We start from the raw sequence: 17,140 nt of genomic DNA, 5'->3' as shown, positions 1-17,140 counted from the left end.
CCGAAGAAAATGTTCATCTTCAATAAAAAGTCTGATTTAACGGCACATTTGGCCGCCATACGTACCCAAAAAACCAAAATCGGCTTTGTACCCACCATGGGCGCTTTGCACCAGGGACACCTGTCGCTCCTGAAAGAATCCATAAAAAACAACGCGATTACGGTGGTGAGTATTTTTGTAAATCCGACGCAATTTAACAATGCCGAAGACCTAACCAATTACCCGCGGACCCTGGAACGCGATGTAGAAAAAATCAAAACCGTTTCCAAAGACATAATCGTGTATGCTCCCTCAGTAGAAGATATTTACGAAGGCAACACCAAATCCACCGCATTCGATTACGACGGACTGGAATTCCAGATGGAGGGCGCTCACCGTCCCGGCCATTTCGACGGCGTGGGCACTATCGTAAAAAAACTGTTTGAAATCGTTCAGCCCACCAATGCCTATTTTGGAGAAAAAGACTTTCAGCAGTTGCAGATTGTAAAAAAAATGGTTCAGAAACACAATCTTACGGTAACGATTCACGGTTGTCCGATTCACCGCGAAGCCAACGGGCTGGCGATGAGTTCCCGAAACGAACGCCTTTCCGCCGACGCACGAAACGAAGCTGCCCTTATCTACAAAACCTTAAAGGAAGCCAAATCGAAATTCGAAAATCATTCGGCAAAAGAAGTGATTGCTTTTGTAGAAAACACCTTCAAAAAACATCCGAATTTTCAATTGGAATATTTTGAAATTGCCGACGAAGCAACGCTATTGTCCTGCATCAGAAAAAGCAAAAGCAAAAAATACCGCGGGTTCATCGCAATTTTCATAAACAACATCAGATTAATAGATAATATTTCACTAAATTGATATAACTTTGCACCATGCAAATTCACGTTGTTAAATCCAAGATTCACCGCGTTAAGGTGACTGGAGCCGATTTAAACTACATCGGTAGTATTACCATTGACGAAGCTTTAATGGAAGCTTCCAACATTTATGAAGGCGAAAAAGTCTCCATCGTAAACCTTAATAATGGGGAACGATTGGAAACGTATGCTATTACCGGACCCCGAAACAGTGGCGAAATCACCCTGAACGGGCCGGCAGCTCGAAAAGTTCATAAAGGTGACATTATCATCATTATTGCTTACGGAATCCTAACTTGCGAAGAAGCGAAAAACTTCAAACCCGCATTGGTTTTCCCTAACGAACACGACAATTCACTGAAATAGTTTTGAACGAAAAAATCAAAAAAGCATTAAGCATCGGACTCCCACTTTTGTTGGGAGTTTTTTTGGTTTTTTACACCTACAATAAGTTCACCGACCAACAGCTGGCGGAAATGAAAGGCTATTTTCAAAATGCCAATTACGGTTTTATTGCTATTTCTTCCGTTTTCTCCATCATCAGTCTGGCTTCAAGGGGCTACCGATGGCGCTATAGCCTGGAACACATGGGCTATTTTTCGCAATTCCGGAATAATTTTTCAGCCGTTTGCATCGGATACCTGATGAATTACACCGTACCGCGCTCGGGGGAAGTATCCCGCGCTTTGGTGCTGAAAAAATACAACGACATTCCTTTCGACAAAGCATTCGGAACCATTATTGCCGAAAGGGTAATCGACCTGTTTATCCTAATCGGATTCATCTTAACCGCACTGATTTTACAATTCGACCAGTTAAAATCGTTCCTTACCGCCACCATACCGGTGGAAAAACTGATGTACCTTGGTTTTATCGGATTGTTTGGCTTTATCGTTGTGGTTTTGCTCTTTATTTACTCCTCCTGGAAACCGATTTTATTCATCAAAGAAAAAATCTCAGGATTAATCGAAGGATTACTGAGTACGTTCAAAATGCCCAACCGCGTTCCGTTTTTAGCACATACCGCTGTAATTTGGATTTCCTATGTCCTCACTTTTTACACCGCCGTTTTTGCACTACCGGAAACCAGCGGTATTGGTTTTGGGGTTATCGTAACCGCTTTTGTGGTAGGCAGTTTGGCGGTAACATTCACTAACGGTGGCTTTGGCGCATTCCCGTTAATGATTGCTCAAATTTTAGTATTATACAATATTCCTGAAACCGCAGGAACTACTTTCGGTTGGATTTTATGGACTTCGCAAACCGCTTTGGTCGTACTTTTAGGCGGACTTGCTTTTTTACTTTTACCGATACTCAATCGCAAAAAATAATTTACTATATTGCTGTTCTATTTTCAACAGCTTAATTAAGTAAATTATGACATCGAAATTACTTCTGTTACTTGCATTTATATCCAGTTCTGTTTTTGCACAACGCATTGACGAACCCTTTGAATCTCAAAAATTAGGCGCTGTGCGAGACATCAGCATCATCCTTCCTCCTTCGTATGAATCGGCAAAAGACAAAAAGTATCCGGTTTTTGTGGTTCTGGACAGCGAATACTTATTGGATCCTGTAATGGGAACCATGAAATACGGCGCGTATTGGGACGATCTTCCGGAAGTAATCATCGTGGGAATCAACCAAAACAAAGCCAACGAACGCGAATACGATTCGCAATTTGACGAAAACGGTCTTCCGGCAGAGCAAGGTGCGAAATTCTTCGAATTCATCGGAATTGAATTATTACCTTATATAGAGAAAAAATACCGTGTTGCCCCGTACCGTTTGATTGCCGGTCACGACCTGACTGCCGGTTTTTTAAATGCGTACCTGTACAAAGACAACCCGGTTTTCAATGCTTATTTGTGTTTGAGCCCGGAATTGCCTGCCGAAATGGAAACCAGAATCCCAGATCGTCTTAAAATTGCCCAAAAACCGATTTTCTTTTATCTGGCTACTGCCGATGGCGACCTGAAACCGATGCACGATCGTATCAAACTCTTAGACGATGGCATTAAAGCGATTAAATCCGATTTTGTTAAATCCGGTTTCGATGATTTTAAAAACACCTCTCATTATTCATTGGTACCGAATGCCATCAACAATGCAATTTCAGCTATTTTCGATGGTTATCAACCGATTTCCATGAATGAATTTCAGGAAAAACTGGCGAAATTAGACAAAGGTCACACCCAGTATCTTGTAGATAAATACACCAACATCCAAAAGAAATTAGGATTCATGCCTAAAATTCGTTTAACGGATTTCAAAGCCATTGAAGCGGCAATTATGAAAAACAAAAATTACGAGGATTTCATGACACTTTCGGAATTGGCAAAGAAAAACTATCCTAAAACGATGTTGAGCGAATACCACAAAGCGATGTTTTACGACAACACCGGCGAACCGGCCAAAGCGCAAAAAGCCTTTATGAGTGCTTTCGGGTTGACACCAATTCGCGACCTTACCAAAGACATGATGCTGGAACGCGCCGACGCCATTAAAGGACAGTTGAAAAAAGGAAAAGAGCGCAACAAGAAAAACAGAGAAGAAACCGAGGAAGCACCAGTGGAAACGCCTGCTGAAACGCCTGCCGAAACTCCAAAAGAAGAACCGAAACCACAATAATGTCTAAAATAAAAACTGCCTTTTTTTGTCAGAGTTGCGGCACTCAGTTTGCCAAATGGCAAGGCCAATGCAACGCCTGCAAAGAATGGAATACCATTGTTGAAGAAGTCATACAGAAAGAGGAAAAAACCGCTTGGAAAACCGAAACTTCTTTGGTAAAAAAAGCGGCAAAACCCTTAAAAATAAACGAAATTGATTCGGCCGAAGAAATCCGGTTAGACACCACTGACGGTGAGCTGAACCGGGTTTTGGGCGGCGGATTGGTTCCGGGTTCGTTAACGCTTTTAGGGGGCGAACCCGGAATTGGAAAAAGTACGCTTTTGCTACAGATTTCGTTACAACTGCCTTATAAAACGTTATATGTTTCAGGAGAGGAAAGTCAGAAACAGATAAAAATGCGTGCCGAACGGATTACACCCAACGGTGACAATTGTTATATTTTAACCGAAACCAAAACCCAGAACATCTTCCGTCAGATTGAAGAAATGGAACCCGAAATCGTGATTATCGACTCCATTCAAACCCTGCATACGGACTATATCGAATCGTCACCCGGCAGCATTTCACAAATCCGTGAATGCACGGCCGAGCTGATTAAATATGCCAAAGAAACCAATGTGCCGGTAATTTTAATCGGACACATTACCAAGGATGGCAACATTGCCGGTCCGAAGATTCTCGAACACATGGTCGACACTGTTTTACAGTTTGAAGGCGACCGCAATCACGTGTACAGAATCCTGCGCTCCCTCAAAAACCGTTTCGGTTCTACAGCCGAACTGGGTATTTACGAAATGCAAGGCTCCGGTTTACGGGAAGTAACGAATCCGTCCGAAATTCTGATTTCACACAAAGACGAAGAACTTTCCGGAACCGCAATTGCGTCTACTTTAGAAGGCATGCGTCCGTTAATGATCGAGATACAGGCTTTGGTTTCTACTGCTGTTTACGGCACACCGCAACGCAGCACCACAGGATACAACGCCAAACGCCTGAACATGATTTTAGCCGTATTGGAAAAACGAGCCGGTTTTCATTTGGGCTCCAAAGATGTTTTTTTAAATGTTACCGGAGGCATTTCCGTAGACGATCCGGCGATTGATTTGGCTGTAGTCGCTGCGATTTTATCTTCCAATGAAGATATTTCGGTAGGCAAGAATTACTGTTTTGCAGGAGAAGTGGGCCTTTCGGGAGAAATCCGTCCCGTAAACCGCGTGGAACAACGCATACAAGAAGCGGAAAAATTAGGATTCTCAACAATATTCGTATCCAAATACAATAAGATTGCGCTCAAAAACACGTTGATTGACATCAGAATGGTTGCAAAAATCGAGGATGTGGTTGGCGAATTGTTTGGGTAAAACATTCAAATAAAAAGAGCAGGTATTAATTATTAACCTGCTCTTTTTATTAATTCCTATACGTTACCGGACTGCATTGCGCAAAATTCTCATTCGCCGTAACCGAAAAACGATAATCTTTCACAAATGCATTCAGCAATCGGTCAAACTCCGCAATTTTAGCCTCCGACAGGTTGGTTTCGGGTTTTTCTTTATTCACGTAGAAGTTGTACAGGAAATAGTCGATCGTACCGTTTTTGTTGATGTAAATCCGGTTAAAACAACGGGTAGGATGTTCCCATACAAAATTGTTTTTCTTTAGAAAAGCTCCTAAATCCTGCAATAATTGTGTGTAAGCCACAATCAATTGTTCCTGCTCTGCTTCTGTTTTAAAAACGCCCGGAATGGTTTCCGTATGAATAGCTCCTTTGTATAAGGTATCCAGTTTTTCCGGCGCATTTCCCTGCAATTTTGCCTCGTTAAAAGTCATCGCCTTGTGCTGCGCCACCATAAAATTGGAAAATGCCACAAAACAAAAAAGTATAAATAATCGCATAAAAAAGATTTTAAAATTATTTTAGGGAAACGTAAAACAACCTTTTTTAGTATAAAAAAAGCAGACCGTACAGTCTGCTTTTATATATAATGGTTTCAATTAATTAATAATATCGAACCCGGTGTATTTACGCAACACTTCCGGAATAACGATTCCTTCCGGTGTTTGGTAATTTTCCAGAATTCCGGCCAATACACGTGGTAACGCCAGGGAACTTCCGTTTAGGGTATGTGCCAATTGGGTTTTCCCGTCTTTTCCTTTAAAACGCAATTTCAATCGGTTGGCCTGGAAGGTTTCGAAATTCGATACCGAAGAAATTTCCAACCAACGGTCCTGAGCCGTAGAGAATACTTCGAAATCATAGGTTAATGCAGATGCAAATCCCATATCACCACCACACAAACGCAAAATACGGAACGGCAAACCTAATTCACGCATGATGTCTTTCACGTGTTCCACCATACCGTCTAACGCTTCATGCGATTTATCCGGGTGTTCAATACGCACGATTTCCACTTTATCAAACTGATGTAAACGGTTCAATCCGCGCACGTGTGCTCCCCAAGAACCCGCTTCTCTTCGGAAACAAGGTGTATAACCCGTTGCCATAACAGGCAATTCACTTTCCTGTAAAATTACATCTCTGTAGATATTTGTTACCGGAACTTCTGCGGTTGGAATCAGGTACAAATCGTCTTTGGCATCGTGATACATCTGTCCTTCTTTGTCCGGCAACTGCCCGGTTCCGTACCCTGAAGCTTCGTTAACCAAATGCGGCACCTGGAATTCCTGATACCCGGCATCGGTGTTTTTATCTAAAAAATAAGAAATTAAGGCACGTTGTAATTTTGCTCCTTTTCCTTTATAAACAGGGAAACCCGGTGCGGTGATTTTCGTACCCAATTCGAAATCAATGATATCGTATTTCTTAATCAGATCCCAATGCGGCAATGCTCCTTCGTGCAGAACCGGAATATCGCCTTCCTGAAAAACGTTCACGTTATCATCGGCAGATTTTCCCTGCGGAACGATATCGGCCGGAGTATTTGGCAATTTGTATAATTCCTGTGTAAGTTCTTCCGAAACCACATTTAAGGCTTCCGTAAGTTCCTTTCCTTTCTCACGCAATTGGGTTGATTTTTCCTTTAAAATTTCGGCTTTGGCTTTTTCACCACTTTTCATCAGTTCGCCAATGTCTTTCGACAACTTGTTCGATTCCGCTAAAATAGTATCCAATTCCACTTGGGTTGCACGGCGTTTTTCGTCCAATGCCACAACGGTTTCAATCATGTCTTTGGCATCCAAATTTCGTTTTGCCAATGCCTGAATGACTTTTTCCTGGTTTTCTCTGATAAAAGCGATCTGTAACATACGTTATATTTTTTAAAGTGAGCAAATTTAAGGAATTGTTTGATTACATCTGTAGTAAAAAACAAACTTGTTTGCCCTAAAACACACAAAACCGAATTGTTATAAAAACACTTAAAAAAATATTCTATGTTAAAATAATTATTACATTTGGGAAAATTTTTAAAGATTATGAAAAAGTTTGCCCTACTTTTTGCATTACTCGCAACCTATACCGGTTTTTCACAGACTCACGACGAAGAGTACCATCGCATGATTGAAGCAGAAATGAAATCAGCTTCAAAAACGATGAATTTCAGAGTCAACCCAAACACCCAAAACTATAATGTTACTTATCACAAGTTGGAATTTACCGTAGATCCAGCAGTATATAACATCTCGGGGGTTGTAACCACAAATTTCACAGCCTTATCCGATATGACATCGGTAACATTTGACTTAACCAACCAGTTAACCGTAAGCAGTGTAACCCAAGGCGCAACCAATCTTAGTTTTATACAAAACACCAACAATGAACTTGTAATTACCCTTCCTACTACATTAACCACCGGAAATTCCACTTCGGTAAAAATAACCTATTCCGGCGAACCGGCAACCGGAGAACAGGCTTTTACCACAAGTACTCACAGTGGCACCCCTGTTTTATTCACCCTTTCGGAACCTTTTGGAGCGAGAGACTGGTGGCCGTGTAAGCAGGACTTAAACGACAAAGTAGACAGTATTGATGTATACATTACCGCTCCGTCAACTTACGTGAGTGTTTCTAACGGTTTGGAGCAGTCACAAGTAATTAACGGCGGTAACAAAACCACGCATTTTCATCACGGCTACCCGATTCCAGCCTACCTGATTTGCATGGCCGTAACCAATTATCAGATTTACAACCAACAGGCAGGTTTAGGGACCGTAGCCAGTCCTTTTTACCCTGTGGTAAATTATATTTATGCCGAAAACAACACGGCTTCAACAAGAACCCAAATAGACCAGACTCCGTTGATTCTGAATTTATATGAATCACTAATTGGCCCCTATCCGTTCCGAAATGAAAAATACGGACATGCCCAATTTGGCTGGGGTGGCGGAATGGAACACACTACGGTTTCCTTTATGTACAACTTCAGCAGAAGCCTGATTGCCCACGAAATGGCACATCAATGGTTTGGCGACAAAGTGACCTGCGGCACCTGGAAAGACATTTGGCTTAACGAAGGAATTACCGAATACATGTCGGGCATAGTAGTCGAAAACTTTGATGGCGCACCCAACTTTGTACTTTGGAAAAACGGAAAAATCAACAATATTACCTCCCAAAATGGAGGAAACTTATACCTGACCGACGCTCAGGCCTTGAATGTAAACACTATTTTCAGCTCTCGTTTATCCTATGATAAAGGATCCATGGTAACCCATATGCTGCGTCATAAGTTAGGAGACACAAACTTTTTTCAAGGACTAAGAAATTATCTGAACGACCCCGCACTAGCGTATGGTTATGCCACAACCCCACAGTTTAAAGCCCACATGGAAGCGGTTTCAGGAGTGAACCTGACCGAATTTTTTAACGACTGGGTCTATATGCAGGGTTTTCCAACCTATACGATTAACGCACAAACATTAGGAGGCAATCAGGTTAGGATTACAATTAATCAAACCAGTTCGCACGTTTCCGTTCCGTTTTTTGAGGTTCCGGTACCCATTCGCATTACCGGTGCAGGAGGACTTACTTACGATGTGGTTTTAGACAACACTACAAACGGACAACAATTTACCGTAACGGCTCCGTTTACCCCAACCGGAATTCTTTTCGACCCGAACAAACACATAATCTCTAAAAACAGCACTGCCAATTTAGGAAACGCTTCCTTTGAATTGGATCAGATCATCAGCCTGTATCCGAATCCGGCCAATGACCGTATCACAATTCAGTTGCCAACAAATATTCAATTGGAAAAGGCTGAAGTTTACAATACGCTAGGGCAATTGGTTGCGACGGAAAATCAAACCGAATTTAACGTAAACCTTTTGTCAAATGGGCTTCATATTGTAAAGATTACAACCTCGGAAGGGGTAATTCATAAAAATTTTATAAAAAAATAGGCAAACCGAAATAACATGATAAAAAGTAAGGTGAAAACCTTACTTTTGTCGTTTATAATAAAATTCACTGTTCAAAATGATACAATTAGGTCAAATCCTCTTCATATTATCTGTATTGGTAATTCTTCACGAATTCGGTCATTACATCACGGCCAGAATGTTCAAAGTAAGAGTCGAAAAATTCTATCTGTTTATGGATGCCGGCTTCGCTTTACTGAAGAAAAAAATAGGTGATACCGAATGGGGCATCGGATGGCTACCCATCGGAGGCTATGTAAAGTTATCCGGAATGGTCGATGAGAGTATGGACATGGAACAGATGAAACAGGAACCACAGCCTTGGGAATTCCGATCCAAGCCGGCCTGGCAACGTCTAATCATCATGTTAGGCGGAATTATTGTAAACATCTTACTGGCATGGTTCATTTACACCGTGGTATACACTACCTACGGTCAAAAATACGTTTCCACAGAAAAACTTCAGGAGAACGGACTTTCTTTCGGCGAAACCGGAATTAACGTTGGTTTCCGAAACGGCGACAAAATCCTCTCCGTAGACGGCGTTCACCAACCACGATTCAATCGTATGGTTTTAGATGCCCTTTTAGGCGATAACATCGAAATCGAAAGAAACGGCGAAAAGAAAACGTTGGTTTTAACCGATGCCAATAAAGCAGAAATTTTAGGCAAAGAAGGAAGAGATTTCGTTGGTGCCCGAAACTTATTATCGCAAGTTATCATTGACAGCGTAACACCGGTTAAAAACAAAACGGCTGTTTTTACCGCCGGAGATATTTTAACAGGTGTTGAAAGTAAGTCGTTTACCTATTTCGACGAATTATCAGACGAACTGAAAAACCACAAAAACAAAACCGTTCAACTCAACATCATAAGAAATAATGTTCCCACCACAATTGCTGTAGCGGTTGATAAAGACGGTAAAATAGGATTTGGCGACACCATATTTTTCGGGCCTTCTTTAGAAATGAGCGATTCCTACGTTAACGAAGTGTCCTCCGGTTCTGAAGCAGAAAAAGCAGGCTTACAGAAAAATGATGTGCTTTTAGGCTTTAACAATCAAACCTTCAAGCAGTTTTTCGAATTCAAAACCGAATTAAAAAAACAAGCCGATAAAGACGTAACATTAAACGTATTGAGAGAAGCTAAAGCGATGGCACTGAAAGCGCATGTCAACAAAAACGGCAAATTGGGCTTCGGATTGCAATCGAAAAAACAACCAAGCTACGAAATCAACAACAAGTTAAGTCTTGGAAATGCCTTTAGCGAAGCAGTAAAAGAATCATGGCAATTATTGGTTTACAATGTAAAACAATTCAAACTGATCTTACGCCCAAAAACCGAAGCATACAAACACGTAAAAAGCCCTGTGGGTATTGCCCGTGCTTTACCGGACAGCTGGAATTGGGAATTTATCTGGAATTTCACCGCCTTATTCTCTATTGGTTTGGCGTTCATGAACCTGCTGCCGATTCCGGGATTAGACGGCGGACATGCCTTATTTACCATTGCCGAAATGGTTACCGGTAAAACTTTAAGTGAAAAAGCGATGGGTCACGTGCAAACCGCCGGAATGATTATCTTACTGACCTTAATGGCATTAACCTTCGGAAAGGACATTTATCAGCTAATCGTCGACAAACTTTTATAAAATTTTTTAAATTTTTATTTGCGAGTATAAAATTTCAGCTTATATTTGCACCGCATTAAAGGTAACACACCTTCCTCCTTAGCTCAGTTGGTTAGAGCATCTGACTGTTAATCAGAGGGTCCTTGGTTCGAGCCCAAGAGGGGGAGCAAAAAACAAAAGCCATTCGCAAGAGTGGCTTTTTATATCTTTAAAACGTTCTATACATAAAAATACAGTTTCCTCCTTAGCTCAGTTGGTTAGAGCATCTGACTGTTAATCAGAGGGTCCTTGGTTCGAGCCCAAGAGGGGGAGCTAAATTGGAAAAGCCATTCTTCGGAGTGGCTTTTTTCATTTCCATACTTTCGGAATCCCTTTGTTTACGGGTTAAAAGCTCAATTACTTTGTTCTCAGAATTGGTTCGAAAACTTCCATTTTCGATAACCAAATTTTCAGGGTAAATCACCCTTAAAAAACTCGCTTGAGCCTCACCAGATAAGCGGTTGAACACATTTTCTAAATTGCAAATCAAATCCAACGATTTATTGACATATTTTTTAGATTCGTCCTTTTTCGTCATTAAATCTAAAATACTATTTTCACACTCTTTCTTCCTTGCATTGTATCTGTTTACTGCATTATCAAACTGCTGCTTGGTGAATTCATCATTCACAAGCTTATCTTCCGCTTTTTCAATCATGCTTTCAATGGTTTTTAGCTCGATTTCTAACTTGTTTAGCCTTATCATATCTTCTTTATTGTTCGAATTAATATAATCCTCCAAAACGGCTTTAAATAAGTTTTTAAGGTTTGGATTAATTGCAATTTGACTTAGCATATCCTTTATGACAAAATGAACTTCATCTCGTCTATACCTTACTTTGCATTTTGAGGAACAATGATAATAGAAATAGTAACCACCATTACCTTTACTTTTACTCCCTGTTATTTGTTTTCCACAAACTGGACAAACAATATTTTTTCTCAGAGGAAATTCTTCATTGTCAACTGATGGAAGTTTAGCATTACGCTTTCGTCCAGTTAACACTTCTTGTACCTTATCAAAAAGCTGTTCCGAAACAATTGGCTTATGTATACCAATAACCATTTGCTCTTCTTCTTTTTTGTATTCTTTTATTAGAATGTAGCCTTTGTAGACTACATTTTTAAGCATATTGTAAAATTGTTGTTTTCCTAATTTACAACCATAATCATTTTTTAATCTTTTTCTGATTGTTTCAACTGGCTCAATCCCTTTGACAACTTCTTTAAATGCTTTCTCCACAATCAACGCATCTGAATTACGAGTTAACGTAGCTTTCTTATCGATTCTTGCTCTGTCAAAACCATAAGGTATTCTATTGAGAAAACACCCTTCCTTCATAGCTCTCCTCATACCATCAATTGTCCTAAGTGAGATTTTATCATTTTCAACTTCAGGCAATATCAGATACATTGCTAACATAACCTTGTTATCAGGATTACTTAAATCCAATGGTTGCTCCATCGAATTGACTTCAATACCATTGTTAGACATTTGACGAATAACCAAATGCGCTTGGTTGGCATTTCTGCTAAACCTATCCCACTTTGTAAAAAGTATTAAGTCAACATTTTTATTGTTTTTTACAAATTTCTCAAGGTTTTTCCATTCAGGTCTATCAAAAGTTTTTGCTGAAAAATCATCCTGAAAATGACTTACTACATTATAACCTTTTAACTCACAATATCTTCTTAATGACTCTTCTTGATGCCCTAAACTAAAACCTTTTTCAGCTTGCTCATCTGTACTTACTCTTGTATAAATTATTACGTTCTTCATGTTTTCTTATTTTATTGATTTTATTTCAATGCCTCTGTTTGACATCTGACTAATGATTTTATATCCTTGATTGACATCTCTACTAAACCTATCCCAATTTGTAATAAGAATCAAACCAACATTTTCACTATTTTTCACAAATTCTTCTAATTTTCTCCATTCTGGTCTATTAAAAGTTTTCGCTGAACAATCATCTTGAAAATGACCTACCACATTAAAACCTTTTGATTCACAATGTTTTCTTAATTCCTCTTCTTGGTTACGAAGAGTTAAACTTGTATTGCTTTGTTCGTCTGTACTTACTCTTGTATAAATTACTGCGTTCTTCATATTTCTTATTTTTTAGTTTTACTTTTTTCTGTTATTTCAACCAATCTGTAAAGCGTTTCTTTTAACAACTCCACTTCTTCGTCATTGTATAAATTTTCATTTTTGTTTAAAATTTTCTTGCACTCACTATTCGTTAACATTGTACCCCATCCGACTTTCTCATTTTTTCATGTCGGGAGATGATTCTCATCACAAAAATTAACACCTAAAATTTAGGCATAGAAATTCCAGCCCAGGTTTACTCGGTAATTTTTTAATTATGTGATTTTGATATGTGAGGAGTACCTTTCCTCTTGAAAGAAATTACTTCAGTTGAAGTAAAAAAGATTATTACATCCAGTAATTAATCCAATATAAGCAAAGATACTAATTAAAGAAACAAGTTGCAAGTTTTTACTTTCACAAAATACTGGCTATCAGTGAAAAAAGAAAAAAAGTGGTTTTATGCCACTTCTTTTTCCTGTAATATTCTTTGTATTTTCTGAGCTGTCCCAAGCGAACAACTTCCTATTTTAGCAGCTCTTCGGAGTGATTCGCCATTTTTGAGTTCTTTAACAACAGCTTTATATTTAACTAGAACTTCATCGTCATTCATTCTTGTTCCGTATAAACGCCCTTTATACGTTCCTTTAGCTTTTGCCAACTCGATTCCCTGCTTTTGTCGCTCTAGCATATTATTACGCTCCATTTCCGCAACGTTGCCAAGTACCGATACAATCATTTTGAAACTTGGGTTAGGTTTTCCATCAATAAGCGAATACATTCCAATATTTTCAACAAAAACTTTTACTGATTTTTCATTGAAAAACTCAATCATTGTCAAAATGTCAATAATTGACCTCCCTAATCTATCTATGGAATTTATGTGTATTTCTTTAATAATCCCGCTTTCAATATCTGAAATCAGTTTACTTGCTTCTTTACGTTCCGAAAACTTAACAGAACCCGAAACCTTATCAATATAAACTTTTGAAAATTCTTTGGAGTTTGTTTCTTGACGACCTGTGTTTTGTTCTGTTGTAGAAACTCTAACGTATTTTACTTTTGCCATGGCTTATATTTTGATTACATGACAAATGTAGTGTATATTTTTAGACTGGCAAAATTATACGCCTGAAAACCAGGTTATTAGTCAAAATAAGTGTGCTATTTTCAAGCATGGGTTAATTTTATACAATCTCATCTGAATCTCATTATTTGAGATACTTTACCAATTATAGATTTTCCGCTTGCAATGAATTTTTCATACCTTGTCATTTTCTTGCATTGAGATACTTCGAGGGTGAAATTACCCTCAGAAAGTTGAAGTTTGATTAAGACCAGTTCGTCTGTTAGCCAAGCTATGAGGTATGTGTCTTCACCGACATTACCGAATTCCTTAAGTTGAGTTCCATAAAATGAAATGAGTTTTTCTTTAATAGCTTCAATTTCTTTCACAAAGATTCCGACACGGTTCGGAGTATCCATCTTTTGTAAGATAATCGATTTTGGATTATCAATCGGATAAGAGGCCATGTTAAAATAATTTAAAACAAATGATGGAATATAATGAGCATTCCTACCATTGATTTCTAAAGTAGGCTCTGTGGTTGGAATCCAAAATAGATAGTCAACCAAATGCTGTCCATTTTCAATTTCTGCTGAATTTTTCTCAATAAACTCCACATATTCTTTTGGAGTAACTACTCGCACATTCAATTTTAGAAGCTCGTAGGCAAGAGCAGCCTTTGCTTTAGTTTTATTGTCATTTACAATGAAAATATCACAACTTGTAGCATAGGCGATATGTTCATAGTCTGTCTCAACATTGTCTAAATGGTGACCTTTTTCAATCTTGTCAGGATAAAATCCATGAAAGTCCAATTGTCTGACAAGCGCAATTATTTTATTAAAGAAACTCTTTTTATCTTCTCCGATAAGCATACTTTCAAAAAGTTCCATAAAGTCCTTTTTCTGTAATTTTTGTGCATTTTCGTCCAGTGTTTCCATAGGATTGAATCGCTTATCTTTGATTCTGCCACTAACCTTTATATCCTGTTGAAATCCCTCACGCCATTCTGAATAGCTATCATCTTCGTACAGTGTACTTGACATTGTCATAAGGTTCTGCATCATGTCCTTCATGGAAATTGTTTCTTCAGTCCCCATAAGACGTTTCACAAGTTCAGAACTTCTTGTATTTGCAATTTCCTTATTAACTTTTTCATCATCTGTTTGCTTCGCAGTGAAATTTGGCAATTGAATTTTAAACAAAGAATCTAACATCGATGAGAATGGCTCTAATGCTTCCATCATTTTATCAACATTAAAATCAAAATCTTCGTGCTCATCATATGCTTCGGCATGTTGCTTCATTGATTCCTTTGAATCCAGAAATTGGAATTCCAAAACGTGTTTGATTGTATAGACAATGAATAGCGACTTGGAATATTTTTGAATTTTCTCGAGATGCCCTTCAATTCCTTCCATGCCTACTTTCTTGTAGCTTCGATATAAGTCCTTAAGATGTGCGGGAGAATAAGGCAAGATATATTTTGATTCATCTGACAATATCTCAGTAAGTCTTTTATAGGCCTCATCATTATGTTCCAGTCTGCTAAACACATTCCAATCTAAATATACTCGAATCATTGCTTCTGTTTTAAGCAAATTTAAAATATAACTGTGTGGCTATAAGGATGATTTTGATTTAATTATACACAACTTCTTCACTATCAGGAGACTTTACTCACACTATCACTTTCCTATAATTGTTTTTTTGTTGGTACATCAATCCTTTTAAAAAAATCTTCCAAAGTAATGTTTAGAAGTTTACAGATTTTTACTAAAGGTTTAACCCTTTTTACTTATTTGCCGTTTGTAGCTCTTAAAATCTTCAATCATTTCAAATGGGACGTCATATACGCACTATCATTCTGATTATTCAAGTCATAAATACTTTAATTTCATTTGTTTTAGTTTTATGGACCCCTACAAATGTGCAATATTTTCTATACTACTTTCAATCTCGTTCTTAAGGTGGGTGGTTACAAATGAAATAAAAACAATAAAACCTCTGACGATCGTCAGAGGTTTTATTGTTTTATACTAATCAACAACAATTCTCACCAGCTTGAATTGGTGGACATTTTACAGTTCCATAACTGCAATACACACAGCAATCACCTTCTAATGGTCGTAATCTCGTTTTACAATTTTCACATTCATAGAAAAACTCACACGCATTGGTAGGCATCATTTCCGTTTTTTTATGACCACATTTCGGGCAAGTAATAGTTGATTCCAATTCAACTTTTTTACCGTTATAAATTGTGCAGGTGTCACAATTTCCGTGAAGTTTGTTTCGATAGTAATTTATAGCCGTACTTATAAACAACCCAAACATTCCAGCATAAATGAAATAGGTGCCATCGTTAGCAAAATAATAACCGTAAAATATTAAAAGTGCACTTGGGATTCCAACCAATAAAGGATAAGTGCATCGGTGCTTGCGGTAAGAAACAAAAAGCCCAATGATTGAAACCAAAACCATTGCTTGGAAAATCCACATTGTCCAACCTCCAAATAACTCAAAACTTCCCAACCCAAGAGCTGAAGCCCCAAATGCAAAAAGGGGAAAACAACAAGGCGAAAAAATAGCTGTCAGAAACAGCCCGACTGTTCCAAGTTTGTCAATATTGTTAGTTAAATTATTTTTCATTTGATAATTTTAAAATTCTTAAAGCACCTTTGCCTACAACAGCGAAAACCAAAACACCAATAACCAAATCAGGAATTTTTGAATTGGTGAAATAAACTAACATACCAGCAACAATCACTCCAATGTTTACAACTACATCGTTCGAGGTGAAAATCATGCTTGCCTGCATATGAGCTTCTTTACTTTTGGATTTCTGTAACAGATACAAACATATAACATTTCCAACAAGCGCAAGCAACGAAATTATTATCATGGTTTGAAACGCTGGTACTTCGGTAAAGCCTAAAAATCTTCTTAGTACTTCAATAAAACCCAATATTGCCAACAGTAATTGAAAATACCCGCTCATTTTTGCAATGTTGTTTTTTCTTGCCATTGCACCACCAACAGCAAACAAAGCAAGAGCGTAAACGATGCTATCAGCTAACATGTCTAAACTGTCTGCAACAAGTCCCATTGAGTTGGAAACAAATCCTGTAACCATTTCTAACGCAAAGAAAAAAGCATTGATTCCTAACACTTGCCAAAGAAGCTTTCTTTGTTGTGTGTCGTCCGATTGTTTAATACTCTCAGAGGTGATTTCGGTTTTCTCTAAACTACTATCAAGATTTAAACTGTTAATTTTATCTGTTATCAAGTTCGTATCACCCGAATGAAACACTTCCAGTTTTCTATTTGGAATATCGAAATTAAGCTGTTGTATTTGTTCGATACCATTTAGTTTAAGCCGTATCAATTGTTCCTCACTGGGACAATCCATCTTTGCTATTTTGTAAATACTCTTATTCATATCG

At 38.4% G+C, this 17,140-nt stretch carries 15 protein-coding genes, 2 tRNA genes and 1 pseudogene; 9 read left to right on the top strand and 9 right to left on the bottom strand.

The features are described 5' to 3' along the window. Positions 1 to 9 precede the first annotated feature (9 nt). Genes panC through radA form a run of 5 tightly spaced genes read left to right on the top strand, consistent with a single transcriptional unit; the run spans position 10 to position 4,849 of the window. Positions 10 to 858: a pantoate--beta-alanine ligase gene (gene panC / locus FCR2A7T_RS09860; protein ID WP_023571137.1), complete on the top strand. Its 849-nt coding sequence runs from the start codon at positions 10 to 12 to the stop codon at positions 856 to 858. A gap of 14 nt (positions 859 to 872) precedes the next feature. After that, positions 873 to 1,223: an aspartate 1-decarboxylase gene (panD, locus tag FCR2A7T_RS09855; RefSeq protein WP_023571136.1), complete on the top strand. Its 351-nt coding sequence runs from the start codon at positions 873 to 875 to the stop codon at positions 1,221 to 1,223. 2 nt (positions 1,224 to 1,225) lie between these two features. Then, a complete protein-coding gene (locus tag FCR2A7T_RS09850) occupies positions 1,226 to 2,188 on the top strand; it encodes a lysylphosphatidylglycerol synthase transmembrane domain-containing protein (RefSeq protein ID WP_023571135.1) in 963 nt (320 codons plus the stop codon). 46 nt (positions 2,189 to 2,234) lie between these two features. Continuing rightward, positions 2,235 to 3,488: an alpha/beta hydrolase gene (locus FCR2A7T_RS09845; protein WP_023571134.1), complete on the top strand. Its 1,254-nt coding sequence runs from the start codon at positions 2,235 to 2,237 to the stop codon at positions 3,486 to 3,488. Then, the gene (gene radA, locus FCR2A7T_RS09840) at positions 3,488 to 4,849 is read left to right on the top strand and encodes a DNA repair protein RadA (RefSeq protein WP_035118150.1); all 1,362 of its coding nucleotides are present in this window, start codon (positions 3,488 to 3,490) and stop codon (positions 4,847 to 4,849) included. The genes FCR2A7T_RS09845 and radA overlap by 1 nt, the downstream gene beginning before the upstream one ends. Before the next feature lie 49 nt (positions 4,850 to 4,898). Here radA and FCR2A7T_RS09835 read toward each other — a convergent pair whose 3' ends face one another. After that, a complete protein-coding gene (locus FCR2A7T_RS09835) occupies positions 4,899 to 5,384 on the bottom strand; it encodes a hypothetical protein (protein ID WP_023571132.1) in 486 nt (161 codons plus the stop codon). Positions 5,385 to 5,483: 99 nt separating this feature from the next. After that, positions 5,484 to 6,755, bottom strand: coding sequence for a serine--tRNA ligase (gene serS, locus FCR2A7T_RS09830; protein WP_023571131.1), 1,272 nt, complete (start codon positions 6,753 to 6,755; stop codon positions 5,484 to 5,486). 168 nt (positions 6,756 to 6,923) lie between these two features. On the opposite strand from serS, the gene FCR2A7T_RS09825 reads away from it, so the two are divergent. The 4 genes from FCR2A7T_RS09825 to FCR2A7T_RS09810 all read left to right on the top strand — a co-directional run bounded on the left by FCR2A7T_RS09825 (position 6,924) and on the right by FCR2A7T_RS09810 (position 10,809). Then, positions 6,924 to 8,849, top strand: a complete 1,926-nt coding sequence (locus FCR2A7T_RS09825; protein ID WP_023571130.1) for a M1 family aminopeptidase — start codon at positions 6,924 to 6,926, stop codon at positions 8,847 to 8,849. Between the two features lie 76 nt (positions 8,850 to 8,925). Then, positions 8,926 to 10,518, top strand: coding sequence for a site-2 protease family protein (locus tag FCR2A7T_RS14805; RefSeq protein WP_023571129.1), 1,593 nt, complete (start codon positions 8,926 to 8,928; stop codon positions 10,516 to 10,518). Between the two features lie 72 nt (positions 10,519 to 10,590). Next, positions 10,591 to 10,664, top strand: a tRNA-Asn gene (locus tag FCR2A7T_RS09815). Between the two features lie 71 nt (positions 10,665 to 10,735). Continuing rightward, positions 10,736 to 10,809: transfer RNA gene (locus FCR2A7T_RS09810), tRNA-Asn, on the top strand. Here FCR2A7T_RS09810 and FCR2A7T_RS15025 read toward each other — a convergent pair. From FCR2A7T_RS15025 to FCR2A7T_RS09780, 7 genes and pseudogenes are all read right to left on the bottom strand, one after another. Next, positions 10,775 to 12,316, bottom strand: coding sequence for a recombinase family protein (locus FCR2A7T_RS15025; protein ID WP_081709385.1), 1,542 nt, complete (start codon positions 12,314 to 12,316; stop codon positions 10,775 to 10,777). The two genes, FCR2A7T_RS09810 and FCR2A7T_RS15025, sit on opposite strands and share 35 nt — an antisense overlap. A gap of 6 nt (positions 12,317 to 12,322) precedes the next feature. After that, complete coding sequence (locus tag FCR2A7T_RS09800; RefSeq protein ID WP_035118145.1) at positions 12,323 to 12,646, bottom strand: recombinase family protein; 324 nt, start codon at positions 12,644 to 12,646, stop codon at positions 12,323 to 12,325. Between the two features lie 442 nt (positions 12,647 to 13,088). After that, complete coding sequence (locus tag FCR2A7T_RS09795) at positions 13,089 to 13,697, bottom strand: recombinase family protein (protein WP_023571126.1); 609 nt, start codon at positions 13,695 to 13,697, stop codon at positions 13,089 to 13,091. 128 nt (positions 13,698 to 13,825) lie between these two features. Then, on the bottom strand, positions 13,826 to 15,277 hold the full coding sequence (locus tag FCR2A7T_RS09790) for a hypothetical protein (RefSeq protein ID WP_023571125.1): 1,452 nt from the start codon (positions 15,275 to 15,277) through the stop codon (positions 13,826 to 13,828). 460 nt (positions 15,278 to 15,737) lie between these two features. Further along, positions 15,738 to 15,956: a GDCCVxC domain-containing (seleno)protein gene (locus FCR2A7T_RS15310; protein ID WP_035118184.1), complete on the bottom strand. Its 219-nt coding sequence runs from the start codon at positions 15,954 to 15,956 to the stop codon at positions 15,738 to 15,740. Between the two features lie 51 nt (positions 15,957 to 16,007). Continuing rightward, a pseudogene (locus tag FCR2A7T_RS15305) lies at positions 16,008 to 16,346 on the bottom strand (MerC domain-containing protein); the annotation flags it as partial. Then, on the bottom strand, positions 16,336 to 17,136 hold the full coding sequence (locus FCR2A7T_RS09780; RefSeq protein WP_035118183.1) for a cation transporter: 801 nt from the start codon (positions 17,134 to 17,136) through the stop codon (positions 16,336 to 16,338). The pseudogene FCR2A7T_RS15305 and the gene FCR2A7T_RS09780, both read right to left, overlap by 11 nt. Positions 17,137 to 17,140: the final 4 nt, after the last annotated feature.

The sequence above is a fragment of the Flavobacterium cauense R2A-7 genome (assembly GCF_000498475.1).
Classification (GTDB): domain Bacteria; phylum Bacteroidota; class Bacteroidia; order Flavobacteriales; family Flavobacteriaceae; genus Flavobacterium; species Flavobacterium cauense.
Note: the sequence above shows the minus strand (reverse complement) of the source record. Positions and strands in the feature narration are given on the sequence as shown.